The 15,503-nt window shown below is 42.5% G+C and carries 14 protein-coding genes; 1 reads left to right on the top strand and 13 read right to left on the bottom strand.

The genetic code is table 11. The annotated features are described in order from the left end of the window. Window positions 1–20 precede the first annotated feature (20 nt). From DS2_RS05120 to DS2_RS05105, 4 genes are all read right to left on the bottom strand, one after another. A complete protein-coding gene (locus DS2_RS05120) occupies window positions 21–1,094 on the bottom strand; it encodes a diguanylate cyclase (protein ID WP_081754195.1) in 1,074 nt (357 codons plus the stop codon). A 111-nt stretch (window positions 1,095–1,205) separates the two neighbouring features. Beyond that, window positions 1,206–1,613 (bottom strand): 8-oxo-dGTP diphosphatase MutT, encoded by a 408-nt coding sequence (mutT, locus tag DS2_RS05115; RefSeq protein WP_035013574.1) that lies wholly within the window; start codon window positions 1,611–1,613, stop codon window positions 1,206–1,208. Further along, entirely contained in the window at window positions 1,613–4,312 is a 2,700-nt protein-coding gene (gene secA / locus DS2_RS05110) for a preprotein translocase subunit SecA (RefSeq protein WP_035013573.1), read from the bottom strand. The genes mutT and secA overlap by 1 nt, the downstream gene beginning before the upstream one ends. 76 nt (window positions 4,313–4,388) lie before the next feature. Beyond that, window positions 4,389–5,318 carry a M23 family metallopeptidase gene (locus DS2_RS05105; protein WP_035013572.1) on the bottom strand — a complete coding sequence of 310 codons (930 nt, stop codon included), beginning with the start codon at window positions 5,316–5,318 and terminating at the stop codon, window positions 4,389–4,391. A 13-nt stretch (window positions 5,319–5,331) separates the two neighbouring features. On the opposite strand from DS2_RS05105, the gene DS2_RS05100 reads away from it, so the two are divergent. Beyond that, a complete protein-coding gene (locus tag DS2_RS05100; protein WP_035013570.1) occupies window positions 5,332–5,799 on the top strand; it encodes a DciA family protein in 468 nt (155 codons plus the stop codon). 141 nt (window positions 5,800–5,940) lie between these two features. On the opposite strand, the gene arfB is transcribed toward DS2_RS05100, so the two are convergent. The 9 genes from arfB to ftsW form a co-directional block, all read right to left on the bottom strand. Continuing rightward, window positions 5,941–6,354, bottom strand: a complete 414-nt coding sequence (gene arfB, locus DS2_RS05095) for an alternative ribosome rescue aminoacyl-tRNA hydrolase ArfB (protein ID WP_035013569.1) — start codon at window positions 6,352–6,354, stop codon at window positions 5,941–5,943. Window positions 6,355–6,426: 72 nt separating this feature from the next. After that, window positions 6,427–7,338: a UDP-3-O-acyl-N-acetylglucosamine deacetylase gene (lpxC, locus tag DS2_RS05090; RefSeq protein WP_035013568.1), complete on the bottom strand. Its 912-nt coding sequence runs from the start codon at window positions 7,336–7,338 to the stop codon at window positions 6,427–6,429. 200 nt (window positions 7,339–7,538) lie between these two features. Continuing rightward, window positions 7,539–8,711 carry a cell division protein FtsZ gene (gene ftsZ, locus DS2_RS05085; protein WP_035013567.1) on the bottom strand — a complete coding sequence of 391 codons (1,173 nt, stop codon included), beginning with the start codon at window positions 8,709–8,711 and terminating at the stop codon, window positions 7,539–7,541. Window positions 8,712–8,744: 33 nt separating this feature from the next. Further along, complete coding sequence (gene ftsA / locus DS2_RS05080; protein ID WP_035013566.1) at window positions 8,745–9,980, bottom strand: cell division protein FtsA; 1,236 nt, start codon at window positions 9,978–9,980, stop codon at window positions 8,745–8,747. Window positions 9,981–9,994: 14 nt separating this feature from the next. Next, on the bottom strand, window positions 9,995–10,744 hold the full coding sequence (locus tag DS2_RS05075; RefSeq protein ID WP_035013565.1) for a cell division protein FtsQ/DivIB: 750 nt from the start codon (window positions 10,742–10,744) through the stop codon (window positions 9,995–9,997). Further along, on the bottom strand, window positions 10,744–11,664 hold the full coding sequence (locus tag DS2_RS05070) for a D-alanine--D-alanine ligase (protein ID WP_035013564.1): 921 nt from the start codon (window positions 11,662–11,664) through the stop codon (window positions 10,744–10,746). Before DS2_RS05070 ends, DS2_RS05075 begins: the two co-directional genes overlap by 1 nt. Further along, complete coding sequence (murC, locus tag DS2_RS05065; protein WP_035013563.1) at window positions 11,661–13,142, bottom strand: UDP-N-acetylmuramate--L-alanine ligase; 1,482 nt, start codon at window positions 13,140–13,142, stop codon at window positions 11,661–11,663. The genes DS2_RS05070 and murC overlap by 4 nt, the downstream gene beginning before the upstream one ends. Continuing rightward, a complete protein-coding gene (gene murG / locus DS2_RS05060; protein WP_035013562.1) occupies window positions 13,139–14,242 on the bottom strand; it encodes an undecaprenyldiphospho-muramoylpentapeptide beta-N-acetylglucosaminyltransferase in 1,104 nt (367 codons plus the stop codon). Before murG ends, murC begins: the two co-directional genes overlap by 4 nt. Then, window positions 14,235–15,503, bottom strand: coding sequence for a cell division protein FtsW (gene ftsW / locus DS2_RS05055; protein WP_235188545.1), 1,269 nt, complete (start codon window positions 15,501–15,503; stop codon window positions 14,235–14,237). Before ftsW ends, murG begins: the two co-directional genes overlap by 8 nt.

Here is a 15,503-nt window from a genome sequence, read left to right as displayed (position 1 = left end):
CTACGTATTAAATAGCCATATTAAATCGTTAGTTTTGGAACATACTGTTGCTGCGCTAAACAGACTTGGTTACGTCCATTTGCTTTAGCATCGTACAAAGCCTGGTCGGCAATATCAATCCACTGCGAAAAATCTTTAATGTCACTGGTTAACACTGCAATACCTGCGCTAACCGTCAAACTGATATTTAATTGTTTGCAGGTTTGCAAACTCTCTTTTTGTAAAAAAATCCTAAATGCATTTGCGATATCTTCGCTTGAGTGTGGATCGGCATTTGGTATTAAAACACCAAATTCTTCACCACCATACCGTCCTAATATGGCATTTGTACCGTTAAAAAACGATTTTAAAGCATCAGAAAAAGCAATTAGTACTTTATCACCGACCAAATGGCCATGGTTGTCGTTTATCGCTTTAAAATGGTCGATATCAATCATAACTAACGCTGGGGTTTCAGCATAAGTTTTCCCATGTTCGAATGTTTCTCGAACTTTAGCTTCCCAAAATCCGCGATTCGGCAGCTGCGACAATGAATCGGTTTGACTCATCAACAGCGCCATCTTTCGCTCTTCTGAGAGTTTTTTTGACAGCCGATAGGTCACGAACCCAACCAACAATGGATAAAACAGCGCCAACGGTGCACAAATCATCATGGTCAGTTCCGTCGAAGTTAAATTCAGATAAGGAGGGGCAATAAGAAAATGAGCAGCAATTCCAAGTGCAACGGCCCCCCAACCAATACAATAAAACTTCACGCCACCAGCTGACATATTGTTTAAACCACTGGCTGATAACAACAAAATGCTCGGGACTATGTTAAATCCCATTGCGGCCGCCCAAAAACCTACGATTACGGAATCAAAAAATAGGCTGTTAAATTCAGATTTGAAGTGATGTTTGGCACGCATGCCTAACCAAAAGGCCAACTGGGGCCAAATAAACGCAGAAAAAATTACGCCTATCCAGTACAAATTGGATAAGTCTTGCTGGTATATCACGGCGCCAACAGGTAACGCGCCTAAACCGAAACCAATCACTCTAGGAAAGTAGACTCGTTTTACAAAACTCTTTCCACGACCAGGTTGTTGCGTCAAGGTATCTATCCCTATTTGTGTGTGATGATGCTCCCACAGTCCAAACTTTAGTGTGTTGGGGGTGTGCTACAAGTATTTGTGACTGCAACAAGTTTAGTTGAGAGTATAACTTTAGGCAAAGTAGCTATTTATGGCATCGATAATCGGCTGATTTGCCTCAGGGAAGGTATAGTCGGCTAATTGAGAGACATCTAACCATAAAATTTGTTGCCCTTCGTTGCCGCGAGCTTGGCCAGAATATTGGGTAACGATAAAAGTATCTAAAACAACTTTTTTGTCACCATAATCATGTTCAATTTTGATTAATGGCTCAGCAGCCTCTACTACTAAACCACACTCTTCGGCGATTTCACGGCGCAAAGCGTCGTCAACTTGTTCGTTTTTCTCTACTTTACCACCTGGGAATTCCCATTTACCTCCCTGGTGTTGGTGTTGAGCCCGTTTAGCGATCAACACCTGAGTTTGTTGTGCGTTTTGCTGCACAATCACAGCAACCGCAACATGAACCTCTTTGCTCATCAGCTTAACTTACCATGACAGTTTTTGTATTTTTCACCTGATCCGCACGGGCATGGATCATTACGGCCAACTTTTACCCCTTCACGAATAAAAGCTTTTGGCTTTTTGTTTTCAGCAAGTGCTTCGTCGTTTTCATGCTGGTATTGTTTTGGTGCTGATTCAGCTTGACGGCGTTTCGCTTCAACGGCTTCAACATCGGATTCTTCTCTGACTTTTACTTTTGAAAGTACACCGACCACTTCAACTTTTAGCGCTTCCAACATTTGCGAGAACAACTCAAAAGATTCACGCTTATACTCTTGCTTTGGATTCTTTTGCGCATAACCACGCAAGTGAATACCTTGGCGCAAGTGATCCATAGCGGCTAAATGCTCTTTCCAATGCGAATCGAGTGTTTGCAGCATAATGGCTTTTTCGAAGTGGCGTAAAACAGGAGCACCCACTTGCTTTTCTTTTTCAGCATAAGCTTCGTCTAAAGCAGCAGCAATGCGTTCACGCAACTTCTCTTCATCTAATTTATTGTCTTCGTCCAACCATTTCTGCAACGGTAGCTCTAGGGTAAAATCTGCTCTTAAACGTTCAGTTAACCCAGCAATATCCCACATTTCTTCCACAGATTGAGGTGGAATATATGCGTCTATAGTCGAACTTAAGACATCAGCCCGAATCACATTAATAGTGTCGCTAATGTCATTTTCATTCATTAATTCGTTTCGTTGCTGATAGACAACTTTACGCTGATCATTGGCAACATCATCGTATTCAAGCAATTGTTTACGAATATCAAAGTTACGCGCTTCAACTTTACGTTGGGCATTTTCAATTGCTTTTGTAACCCATGGATGTTCAATAGCTTCACCACGCTCCATGCCAAGTTTTTTCATTAGCCCTGACACACGGTCGCTGGCAAAAATTCGCATCAACGCATCTTCCATAGATAAGTAGAAACGTGACGAACCAGGGTCACCTTGTCGACCGGCTCGACCGCGTAACTGGTTATCGATTCGGCGAGATTCGTGGCGCTCGGTCCCTATAATGTGCAAACCACCAGCCGCAACAACTGCATCATGGCGAGATTTCCAATCTTGTTTGATTTTATCAACTTGTTCTTCGCTTGGACTATTGAGTTTTTCAATTTCAATATCAGGGTTGCCACCCAATACAATATCAGTACCACGACCCGCCATGTTGGTTGCAATAGTTACCGCACCAGGACGACCAGCAAGCGCAACAATTTCAGCTTCTTTAGCATGATATTTAGCATTTAACACTTGGTGCTTAATCTTGGCTTTTTTCAGAACACGAGATAATAATTCTGAGTTTTCGATAGAAATAGTACCCACCAACACTGGACGGCCTTCATCGACACATTGTTTGATATCTTCAACAATCGCTTCGTATTTTTCTTCTGCTGTCAGATAAACCAAATCAGGATAATCTTTACGGATCATCGGGCGATTGGTTGGCAAAATAATGGTTTCTAAACCGTATATATAGTTGAATTCAAACGCTTCAGTGTCCGCCGTACCCGTCATCCCCGATAACTTGCTGTACAAACGGAAGTAATTCTGGAAGGTAATAGATGCCAAAGTTTGGTTTTCGTTTTGAATTTGCACACCTTCTTTTGCTTCAATCGCTTGGTGTAATCCTTCTGACCAACGACGACCTTCCATTGTACGACCAGTATGCTCATCAACAATGACTATTTGTTGATCTTTCACTAAATAATCAACGTCTTTGTGGTAGAGCTTGTGCGCACGCAATGCAGCATTAACATGGGCTAATAAACCAATGTTAGCCGCGTTGTATAATGAATCACCTTCATCTAATACTTTGTTGGCAATTAATATTTCTTCAACGGCGATTTGGCCTTTTTCCGTTAGATGAACCTGCTTAGACTTTTCGTCGATAGTGAAATGCCCTTCACTTTCTTCTTCTTCAGAATCTTCTTTATCCGCTTCAATTAATTGTGGAACAATTTGATTAATTTGTTGATATAAAACTGAACTATCTTCTGCAGGGCCAGAAATGACTAATGGCGTTCGAGCTTCATCAATTAAAATTGAGTCGACTTCATCGACCACTGCAAATTTCAATTCGCTTTGAACACGCTCTTCGGCACTAAATGCCATATTGTCACGTAAATAATCAAAGCCAAATTCGTTATTGGTCCCATAGGTTACATCAGCTTCATATGCCTGACGCTTTTCAACAGGCCCCATACCCGGGATATTGCAGCCAACGGTTAATCCTAGAAATTCGAATAATGGACGGCTCCAGTTAGAATCACGGTAAGCTAAGTAATCATTTACCGTTACCACATGTACGTGGCCTGACAAACCATTTAGATATGTCGGTAAAGTCGCAGTTAAAGTTTTACCTTCACCTGTACGCATTTCAGCGATTTTACCTTGGTGCAGCACCATGCCACCTAATAACTGAACATCAAAATGACGCATGCCTAGCACACGCTTTGAAGCTTCTCGACAAACAGCAAAAGCCTCTGGCAGTAAACTATCTAAAGTTTCACCCTCAGCTAAACGCTTACGAAATTCTTCCGTTTTAGCTTTTAATTCATCATCGCTTAGTGCTTCTAAGCTTGCTTCCAACCCATTAATTTGGGTGACAACTTTATTTAATTTTTTAATAAAACGATCGTTTCTGCTACCAAATATCGATGTCAGTATTTTTGTAATCATTAATCTATCCTGACCTGCTGCTTCCAGCTAAGTGCTCTCTATTTATTAAAAGGTAAATCCCCGAATGGGAAGAATGCTATTTTGCACGACGATAAACGTATTTTAAAGGGTCTATCTGTTTGCCGTTTTTTAAAATTTCATAATGAACATGTGGTCCGGTCGAGCGACCGGTAGAGCCCATAACCGCTATTTGAGCGCCCTTGCTCACTACATCTCCAACTGAAACTAATAATTCTTTATTATGGCCATAGCGAGTTTTTAAACCTTGACCATGGTCAACTTCTACTAATTTTCCATATCCATATCTTTCATCTGCCCAAGTAACAACACCAGCACCGGTTGCAATCACAGTGTTGCCTTCTTTACCAGCAAAGTCGATTCCTTTGTGCATAGCGGGCAGACCACTAAATGGGTCTTTTCGCATGCCGTAGTAAGAGGACAACCAACCTGCTTTTATCGGTCGCCCTGAAACATAAACTTGATCACTTATATGGTGATTCATGATAACAGATTCAAGTAAACTCAATTGCTGTTCTTGTTTATTGTAAAAATCCAATAGTTTTGACATTTCGGTCAACAACTCATGTTCAACCACAACATTTTCAAGTATATTTGGCTGCTCATCTAATGGCCCGCCAGTAGCTGGCTCATCGGCAAAGTTAAATTCGTCCATGTGCAAACTAGCGTTTTCCGCTAAACGTGCACCCAAGGCATTCATTCGTAATGCGTAACTTTGTAATTCGGACAATTTGAGTTTGACAGCGGCTAGTTCAACTTCGGTTCGTGCCTTTAGTGCATGCAGCGCTTCTTTTTGTTCGGCCAACTCGATACGAGATTGATTCACCGGCGCAATTGGTTGCTCGGTTTGTGATGTGTTTCGGTATATACTACTGACGATTAGCACGGCTAAACAAACTATCAATACGCAAAAAGCAATTGCGTGAGCAAAGCTCAATTGCCATTCTAATTGGCGACCGTTTTTTGTGTATTGTATTGAAAGCGACATAGTGATTTAAATAATGCGACCTAGACCGAAAAACTTATCGCAGATTCTGGCTGAAAAATGGCCAGAACAGCATAAAAAAAATATTAAGCCTGAGTATACCAGCGAGATTTCAAAGGAGCTAGCGCTTAATTTGCCCAATACCCTGCGAAAATGCATAAAAGTAGTGCAATTTGAACGTGGTATTTTGACTGTGAGTCTACCAAACGCCAGTTACCAGATGCAATATAATGCTTGTCGTAGTCAGTTAATCAGTCAACTTAGGGTTAAATATCCCAATTTAATTAGCATTAAGTGCCAAGTTGACCCAAATATGTCGACATCTTCCAACTTAGTTAAAGAAAATTCTGCTTCTTATTCTACGTCAGCTAACAAAGCGGCAAAAACCTTGTCTGATAAAGCTAAGCAAGACTTAACCGCGACCATGCAGGACTTACCGGAGAATATTCAAGCTGCGTTGTCGCGACTGATAAATTTGAAGTAAAGCTTTTGTATTGGTGCAAGGTCGTATAGATGCCTTTTGCGTGCGGCCAAGGACTGGCGAACAGCGTTTTTAGAAAATTATGCTGCGAATGGCCTCTAATGCCACAGATCAAGTAGCGATCTGCGCAAAAGCTAAAACAAACTAAAAACTAACCTTCCCCCGTAAGTTTTTCACCGAACCTTTTTTCTTCTTCGCATCAATACGCTTTCGTTGTGAACTTTTAGTCGGCTTAGTCGCTTTACGTACCTTATGCACAACAGTCGCAGCTTTAATCAACTGCAACAAACGCTCTAATGCATCTTGTTTATTTTGCTCTTGAGTCCTAAACGACTGCGCTTTAATAATAATTACACCATCTTTATTAATGCGACTATCGGAAAACGACAACAAACGTTGCTTATAAAAATCTGGTAAAGAAGATTGCTGAATATCAAAACGTAAATGAATGGCACTCGAGACCTTGTTTACATTTTGCCCACCCGCTCCCATAGCGCGAATTGCAGAAAACTCGATTTCAGACTCAGCGATAGTAACTGAATTGGAAATTTTTAACATAGGTGATAAGACCAATCGTTACAAAGTTACTAAAAGAAAAAGCTGCCTCGCGAGGCAGCTTTACGGGTTAATTTATGCGGGTGATGGCGCCATAAAATTAAGTGGCGATGTGTGGGTTTGCTCAAACTCCACTAGTGTCCAACTATCTGTTTGTTTTAAGATTTCACGTAACAAAATATTATTTAACGCATGCCCAGTTTTAAACGAACGGAAATGACCAAGCAAAGGCATGCCTGCCATATATAGATCACCAATCGCGTCGAGAATTTTATGCATAACAAATTCGTCGTCGTAGCGCAAACCGTTAGCATTTAACACCTGAAACTCGTCCAATACCACAGCATTGTCGAAATTAGCTCCAAGCGCCAAGTTGTTTGCACGTAAGTATTCAAAGTCCTTCATAAACCCAAAGGTGCGAGCACGGGAAACCTCAGTAATAAAGGTTTGACTAGAAAAGTCCATCGACACATGTTGTTTAGTTGACGAGATCGCCGGATGTGGAAATTCAATGGCAAAGTCTAGCTTAAAGCCATCGTGTGGCAAAATTTCCGCCCATTTATCATCCACTTCAACTCGAATCGGTTTATCGATACGAATAAACTTTTTCGGTGCTTTCAATTCTTCAATGCCAGCTTCTTCTATCAACATAATAAAAGGGCTGGCACTACCGTCGACAATCGGCACTTCGTTGGCATCTAACTCTATAATTACATTGTCAATGCCAAGGCCAGCCAAAGCTGACATTAAGTGCTCAACTGTTGATACAGTTACGCCGTCTGCATTGGTCATACAGGTACACATAGTTGTGTCTGTTACAGCTTCGGGTGAAATTGGCATATCTACCACAGGCTCTAAGTCAACACGGCGAAATACTATCCCTGTATTAGCAGGTGCAGGGCGCAGTGTTATTCTGACTTTTTCTCCTCGGTGCAAACCAACCCCAAGCGTAGTCACACTCGTTTTTAGTGTACGTTGTTTTACCATATGGCTCTTTTGTCTCCAAATGTCTATGTTACCCGCAACATGATTTGATTAAGTTGCGGCACATGTCAGTTTGCAACAGCACAATTAATACGCTGTTACTCACTTGTAAACTATCCATGCATTATAACACATTAGACCAGTGCAAACGATAAAGCGATTCAGACAAACTGAGTATTTGTTAAACAATACTCAAATTTATATTAATCTGCCTGTTTACGTAAAAACGCTGGAATATCCAAATAATCTAAGTTTTGTGCTGTATTTGAGTCACTTGCTGGCACATGAGCTGGAGCAGCAGTGCGCTCTTCGATCGCAACAGCAGCAGAGCCAGCCGCAGTTTCTGAACTCCGGAAGTTACCTGCAGGACGCTCATTTAAACTCACTTTATTATTTGGTACTAACGAGATATCTGGTCGTGTATCACCAATCCCTGTTGCAACAACAGTTACACGCAGCTCTTCAGTCATTTCAGCGTCGATAACCGCACCTACAACCACTGTTGCGTTTTCTGATGCAAAACCTTTAACCGCATTACCCACTGTTTCAAATTCATCAATACTGATATCCATACCAGCGGTAATGTTTACTAAAATACCGCGTGCACCTGCTAAGTCTACATCTTCCAATAATGGGCTAGAAATGGCTGCTTCAGCCGCTTCTTCAGCTCTGTCTTCGCCAGTAGCAACCCCAGTACCCATCATAGCGGTACCCATTTCAGACATCACAGTTTTAACGTCTGCAAAGTCAACGTTAATCAAACCAGGGCGCGTGATCAATTCAGCAATACCTTGGACCGCGCCTTGCAATACATTATTTGCAGCTTTAAATGCATCCAACAAACTGGTGCCTTTGCCAAGAACTTTTAACAGTTTGTCATTTGGAATTGTAATTAATGAATCAACATGTTTTGCTAATTCTTCAATACCAATGTCCGCGTACTGCATACGCTTTTTACCTTCAAATGGGAATGGTTTAGTTACAACTGCAACTGTTAATATACCCATTTCGCGTGCAATTTCAGCAACAACTGGCGCAGCACCTGTACCCGTACCACCACCCATACCAGCAGCGATAAATACCATATCCGCACCACGAATGGCTTCTTGGATAACTTGGCGATCTTCTTCTGCTGATTTACGGCCAATTTCTGGGTTTGCACCAGCACCTAAACCTTTAGTTACATCTCGTCCCAATTGAATGGTTGTTTCCGCTGAAGAATTGCGTAGCGCTTGCGCATCCGTATTTGCGGTAATAAATTCAACACCCTCAATTGTGTGTTTTACCATGTGCTCGACAGCGTTGCCGCCGCCACCACCAACACCAATTACTTTAATGATAGCTTCATCATTATGTTCACTCATCAAATCAAACATAGTTATTTTCTCCTAACACACCTGCTTTTAAAATTAAAACTCACCCTTAAACCAGCTCTGAATACGCTGCCACCAATTACTAACCCCTTGGCTTTCTTCATTACTGGCGTACTTCTCTTGTAAGTCTTCTTTACCGTAATGTAATAAACCAATAGCGGTGGCATAGACGGGATCGTCTACATACTCAGTTAAACCTTTCAATTTGACTGGGTATCCCAGTCGGACAGGCATTTGAAACACTTCTTCAGCGAGTTCAACTGCCCCTTCCATTTTGCCTGTACCACCAGTTAACACGATACCGGCAGCCATTTGTTCCTCCCAACCACTTTTACTAATGTCTTCCATAACTAAGTCGTACAGTTCTTGATATCTAGGCTCTACAACCTCAGCTAAAGTGTGGCGAGACATAGAGCGCGCGGGTCTACCCCCAACACTAGGCACCTCTATGCTTTCTTCCAAACTCACCATATGCCGTTGTGCACATGCATACTGAATTTTAATTTGTTCCGCATGGCTCAATGGCGTTCTAAAAATTTGAGCAATATCTTTGGTTACTTGGTTGCCTGCAACCGCGATAACCGAAGTATGACGAATGGCACTATTGGCATAGACCACTAAGTCCATAGTACCTGCGCCAACGTCAACCACACCGACACCTAGCTCTTTTTCATCATCGGTTAACACCGCATAACTCGACGCTAGCGAAGACGCGACTAAAGCTTCAACCTTCAGACCACATCGCTCGACACATTTGACTATGTTTTTTGCCATGTCATTTGCGCAAGTTATTAAATGCACTTGAGCTTCAAGTCGAACACCTGACATACCAACAGGGCTTTTTATCCCTTCTTGCACGTCAACACTAAATTCCTGCGGTAAAACATGCAAAACCATACGTTCTGAAGGAAGAGGCACAGACTTAGCTGTGTGAATAACATTATCAACATCGTCATTCGTGACTTCTTTTTCATGTATGGTCACCATACCGTTTTCGTTCTGGCATTTAATGTGACGACCCGATATCGCCAAATACACTGACGAAATTTGGCAGTCAGACATCATCTCTGCTTCGTGCACCGCACGTTTAATTGACTTAATAACCAGTTCGATATTGTTAACACCACCTTTGTCCATACCTTCAGACGCATGCGAGCCAACACCAACAACACTGACTGTATTGTCTGGCAATATCTCACCAACAACGGCAACTACTTTTGCAGTGCCTATATCTAAGCCAACGATTAAATTTCTTTCTAATGTTTTTGACATATCAACTCTGCCAATTAACCAGCCTCTTCAGGCTGCTTTATTTGTTCCCCAACTGCAAAACCCGTGTCGTAGCGCAAATCAACATATTCAACTTGATGTTGCTCTACCAACGCAGGATAAAACTCTAAAAACCGCTTTATCCGTGCAACGCCGTTTTCTCGTCCCAAATTCAACTTAATACCATTGCCTAATGCCATATCAACCGCATAACGCTCAGACATAGTCATTTCAACAGCATTCAAACCATGTAAAGCGAGTAGCTCAGCATAACCGCTAAACAACTCAAGTGCTTTTAGCTCCTCACCTTCAGGCCCAAATAAATTTGGTAATTCTATTTGTATTCTATCTTGCCTTGCTTGATAGACTTCACCTTTGTGGTTTAGCAAAAAGTCGCTATTCCATACAACAATAGGCTTTTGTTCTACCAAGTTTACTTTCAAGGTATCGGGCCACTCTTTTCGAATAGCGGCCCAATAAACCCAATCAATATTTTCAACCACTTGCTGCGCTTCATTTACATCCAAAGCATAAAAGCTTTGCTGTAATAGTGGCTTTAATGCCAAATACACATCCTGTTTGCTGACATACTGGTGATTTCCTTCCACCACTAAACGTTTAACGGGTAGCTGACTACCATCCTCCAACCATTGTTGGGCTTTAAACGCAAGTCGTGCACAACTTGCCAACACGACAATAAAAAAAACAACACCTATCCAAAATGGCCATTCTGCGCGTTTAAAAAACTCAACCACAGCCACTTTCATTATTTAGCCAGTGATAATATTTTTAATACCAATGACTCAAAGTCCAACCCGGTCGCTCGCGCTGCCATTGGCACCAAACTTTTTTCTGTCATACCTGGTACAGTGTTTACCTCCAACAGGTAAAACTGGCCATCTGCATCGCGCATTAAATCAACACGCCCCCAGCCATCAGCCTGCACGGCTGCAAAAGCCTGTTGCGCCAGCTGTTGTGCATACGCTTCATCTTGCGCATTTAAACCACACGGGCAATGATATTGTGTGGTGTCTGACAAATATTTCGCTTCGTAGTCATAAAAACCGCGATCTGTCTGTGTTCGAATTGCTGGCAATGCTTGCCCATCAACAACCGCTATTGTGTATTCAGGGCCATCGATAAATTGTTCGATTAATACATCCGCATCAAATTCAAATGCATTACGCACAGCGTCCGCTAACTCAGCTGCGCTTTGTGCTCTACTCATTCCTATACTGCTACCTTCACGAGCTGGCTTAACAAATACACAACCACCTAAAGTATCCAATATTTGTGCAAAATCTAATTGCATCCCTGGATTAACCCTAAGGTATTTAGCCGTCGGTAACCCACAACTTTGCCACACTTGCTTGGTGCGCACTTTGTCCATAGCGAGCGCAGAGCCTAATACTCGACTGCCAGTGTAAGGTAAAGCTAAATACTCCAGTACACCTTGAATTACACCATCTTCACCACCACGGCCATGTAACGCGATAAACACATGGGAAAATCCCATTTGCTTGAGTAACAAAGGTGAAGTCTCTTTAGTGTCAATTAATTCGGCATTAACGTCTTTATTGCACAAAGCCTGGTAAACAGCTTTGCCAGATTTGAGCGATATTTCGCGCTCAGCCGATGTTCCACCATACAAAACTGCTACTTTGTTAAATTCTGCTGGCTGCGTCATTGTGTCGCCTCCAGTTTAGCCGCGCTATATGCCTGCATTTTTTCTCGATCAAAAGCCAAACTCTCCAACAACTTCGCGACCGCACCTATGTTGCCTGCCCCTTGAGTGATAACTATATCTCCAGCTTGTAAAACATTCGCCAATTCAGCTGGCAAATGATCGGGGGTGGCGACATACAGCGGGTCTATCACTCCGCGTTGACGAATTGAACGCGACAAACTGCGACTGTCCGCTCCAACTATGTTGGTTTCACCTGCGCTATAGACTTCTAGCAATAACAACAAGTCGACTTGCGACAATACTTGAACAAAATCATCGTACAAATCACGCGTTCGTGTATATCTATGTGGTTGGTAAGCCATTACTAAGCGACGGTCTGGATAAGCCGCCCGAATCGACTTTATCGTAGCCAATACTTCGGTCGGATGGTGTCCATAATCATCGATAAATTCAATTTCACCACCATCAACCGCATACTGGCCCAGTTGCTCAAAGCGTCGCCCAATACCTGCAAAAGCTTCTAACGCCTGTAAAATTTGTCCATCAGCAATGCCTTCATCTGTTGCAACCGCGATCGCTGCCGTTGCATTGAGGGCATTGTGATAACCTGGCAGATTCAACTTAACCTGCAAATCAGGCAGATTTTTATCCAAATGACGCTTTACCACAAACTGCGTTTGTTTACCTATTTGTTCAAACTCAGTAATTTGAAAATCTGCTTGTTGACTAAAGCCATAAGTCAGGTAATTTCGGCCAATTTGCTCTGCCAGCCTAACCACATTTTCATCATCAATACACAACACAGCCAACCCATAAAAAGGCAAGTTATGTAAAAATTCTTTGTATGTCGCCAACATCTTGTCAAAGTCGCCATCATACGTATCCATATGGTCCGCTTCAATGTTAGTCACCACAGAAACCATAGGTTGCAGATGTAAGAATGACGCATCACTCTCGTCAGCTTCTGCAACTAGATATCGACTGCGACCTAGCCGCGCATTCGTTTGAGCACTGTTTAAACGACCACCAATTATAAAAGTTGGATCTAACTCTGCTTGACCAAACACACTGGCGATTAAGCTCGTTGTGGTCGTTTTACCATGAGTGCCAGCAACGGCAATGCCGTGACGATAGCGCATAATCTCAGCCAGCATTTCTGCTCGGCGGATCACTGGAATTCGCGCTTTTGCCGCCGCAACCACTTCAGGATTATCTGACTTAACCGCACTAGAAATCACCACAACGTCTGCACCAGCGACATTTTCACTACGATGACCAATCATAATCTCAGCGCCGAGCTCGGTTAATCTTTGAGTATTTGCACTGTTGGCAATGTCAGAGCCAGATACTCGATAACCATCTGTCAACAATACTTCAGCGATACCACACATACCTGCACCACCAATACCAACCATGTGAATCAAGTTGACTCGGCGCATTTCAGGAATTTTAAAATCGCTATTGCTGGTTAGTTTCATTTTGTTCCTACTGCTAATAATTCAATTTCTTGTGCCAATATTTTCGGCGCATCTAATTTGGCAACTTGAGCGCAAGCTTGTGCCATCTGCGATAATTTTGTCTGTCCGTCAGCTAGCAGCTCTTGCAATAGTGGTTGTAATAAACCATGCGTTAGCTGCGACTGAGTTAATATCTGTGCTGCCCCAACATTTTGTAAAGTTTGCGCATTTTTAGTTTGATGGTCGTCCACTGCATGCGGCAAGGGCACAAAAATACTCGCAACCCCAACTGCGGCTATCTCTGAAACGGTTAATGCGCCAGCTCGGCAGATAACCAAATCAGCTTCCGCATACGCGCTAGCCATATCACTTATAAATTCATCCACCTGTACTGTTACTTGTGGGTTGCCTTCAGCCTGTTGATACGCTTGTTGAGTCGCTAATAAGTTGCCTTTACCACATTGATGCTTTACTACAACGGGTATCGGCGAATTTAACTGAGCTATAGCTTGTGGTACATAGGTATTTAGTGCCTGCGCACCTAAACTTCCGCCGACCACCAACAAGTTAACTTTTGTAGCTTGTTCCGCCTTCGCTGCACGTGCATTTTGTTGCCGTTGAGCCAAAATATCAGCCCGTATCGGATTACCAACCACTGTGTAATTGCTTAAACCACCAACACTTTCAAATGCACAAAATATCTTGTTTGCCCACTTGGCCAGAATTTTATTGGTCATACCCGCCAATGCATTTTGCTCATGTATTACTAACGGCGTGCCTGTAAGCTTAGCTGCAATTCCACCAGGCAAAGCGACGTAACCACCAAAACCGGCGATCACATCGGGCTTAAATGTTTTGATGACTTTACGCGCCGCCAATACTGCACCAAATAATTTTAATGGTGTCAGCAACTTAGCAATTATACCTTTACCACGCACACCTTTTATTTTGATAAATTCAATATCATAGCCAGCTTGTGGTACGAGGTCTGCTTCCATTCGGTCAGCTGTACCCAACCACAAAATTTGCCAGCCGCTTGCTGCCAGCTCATCTGCAACCGCCAACCCAGGGAATATATGCCCACCAGTACCACCAGCCATAACCAACAGACGTTTATTCATTTATCAACGCCTCCTGACCAACCCGTGCCGACGCTGGTCGTTTGGTTTTAGCACTTGGTTTAGTTGCCTTACGTGTTGCCTGCGTTTTCATTAGTCTAAGCTCATGATCAATTCGCACAACCAAGGCGATTGCAATACTCATAACAATCAAGCTACTGCCACCATAGCTGACCAAAGGCAGGGTTAATCCTTTTGTTGGTAATAAACCCGCACTTGCACCTATATTTACTGCCGATTGAAAACTCATCCAAATCGCAATACCGTACGCGATATAACCCGCATATGGTCGTTCAGCAGCCATTGCCCTGTGACCTAAACTTAGGGTTTTCCCGACCAAACAAAATAAAGCGATTACCACAACGGCAACACCAAAATATCCAAACTCTTCAGCTAAAATTGCAAATACAAAGTCAGTATGTGCCTCAGGTAAATAGTCAAGCTTTTGAATACTATTTCCTAACCCCATACCAAACCAATCACCACGTCCATAAGCCATTAAGCTTTGGGTTAATTGATAGCCATTGCCAAATGGGTCTGCCCATGGGTCCATAAAGGACAAAATTCTACGCATACGATAAGGCTCAACCACAATCAGCGAAACAATTGCGAATATGCCAGTTAAAAACAGTGAAAAGAACTGAATTAACTTAGAGCCAGCTAAAAACAATAAACCGACAGTTGTCGCAAACATGACAATTACAGTGCCAAGGTCGGGTTGCATCAATAACAACAAAGCCAACACAAAAAATACTGCCAAGGGTTTTAAGAAACCTTTTAAATTCTGTTTAATTTCCTGCTCACGTCTAACCAAATAACCAGCCAAATATGCAAAGAAAAATAACTTTGCAGGCTCTGCCGCTTGAATGTTAATTGGCCCAATTGCCAACCAACGTGTTGCACCATTTACCGTGCGGCCAACAATTAGTACAGCAACCAATAACAACAACGCAGCCATTAATAAATACGGATTATATTTCTCCCACCAAGTCAACGGGAGCTGCACAACAAACAACGCAATAGCTGCAGCCAACAGCAAATAGATGCTATGTCGTACAACAAAATGCATTGGGTTATTAAATTCGCGCATTGCATAGGGCAATGAAGCTGATGCAACCATAATTAACCCGAGCATAGCTAAACCGAGCGCAATCAATACGATACTGCGATCGTATAAATCGTGCGCGTCAGAAACACCAAAAGCGCTTTGCCAAAAGCGCTTCAAATGCTGATTAAATGTCGGTTTTGCTTGCTCTATTTGCAT

The organism is Catenovulum agarivorans DS-2, assembly GCF_000568405.1.
Classification (GTDB): Bacteria; Pseudomonadota; Gammaproteobacteria; order Enterobacterales; family Alteromonadaceae; genus Catenovulum; species Catenovulum agarivorans_A.
The sequence above is the reverse complement of the archived record's forward strand: the minus strand, read 5'-3'. Positions and strand labels throughout refer to the sequence as shown.

What these genes read in the sequence shown, in the direction of transcription:
- secA (WP_035013573.1), bottom strand. Translation starts at nt 4,312, where the DNA reads ATGATTACAAAAATACTGACATCGATATTTGGTAGCAGAAACGATCGT.
- murG (WP_035013562.1), bottom strand. Translation starts at nt 14,242, where the DNA reads ATGAATAAACGTCTGTTGGTTATGGCTGGTGGTACTGGTGGGCATATA.
- DS2_RS05070 (WP_035013564.1), bottom strand. Translation starts at nt 11,664, where the DNA reads ATGACGCAGCCAGCAGAATTTAACAAAGTAGCAGTTTTGTATGGTGGA.
- mutT (WP_035013574.1), bottom strand. Translation starts at nt 1,613, where the DNA reads ATGAGCAAAGAGGTTCATGTTGCGGTTGCTGTGATTGTGCAGCAAAAC.
- ftsZ (WP_035013567.1), bottom strand. Translation starts at nt 8,711, where the DNA reads ATGTTTGATTTGATGAGTGAACATAATGATGAAGCTATCATTAAAGTA.
- lpxC (WP_035013568.1), bottom strand. Translation starts at nt 7,338, where the DNA reads ATGGTAAAACAACGTACACTAAAAACGAGTGTGACTACGCTTGGGGTT.
- DS2_RS05100 (WP_035013570.1), top strand. Translation starts at nt 5,332, where the DNA reads ATGCGACCTAGACCGAAAAACTTATCGCAGATTCTGGCTGAAAAATGG.
- ftsA (WP_035013566.1), bottom strand. Translation starts at nt 9,980, where the DNA reads ATGTCAAAAACATTAGAAAGAAATTTAATCGTTGGCTTAGATATAGGC.
- DS2_RS05075 (WP_035013565.1), bottom strand. Translation starts at nt 10,744, where the DNA reads ATGAAAGTGGCTGTGGTTGAGTTTTTTAAACGCGCAGAATGGCCATTT.
- murC (WP_035013563.1), bottom strand. Translation starts at nt 13,142, where the DNA reads ATGAAACTAACCAGCAATAGCGATTTTAAAATTCCTGAAATGCGCCGA.
- arfB (WP_035013569.1), bottom strand. Translation starts at nt 6,354, where the DNA reads ATGTTAAAAATTTCCAATTCAGTTACTATCGCTGAGTCTGAAATCGAG.
- DS2_RS05105 (WP_035013572.1), bottom strand. Translation starts at nt 5,318, where the DNA reads ATGTCGCTTTCAATACAATACACAAAAAACGGTCGCCAATTAGAATGG.
- ftsW (WP_235188545.1), bottom strand. Translation starts at nt 15,503, where the DNA reads ATGCAAATAGAGCAAGCAAAACCGACATTTAATCAGCATTTGAAGCGC.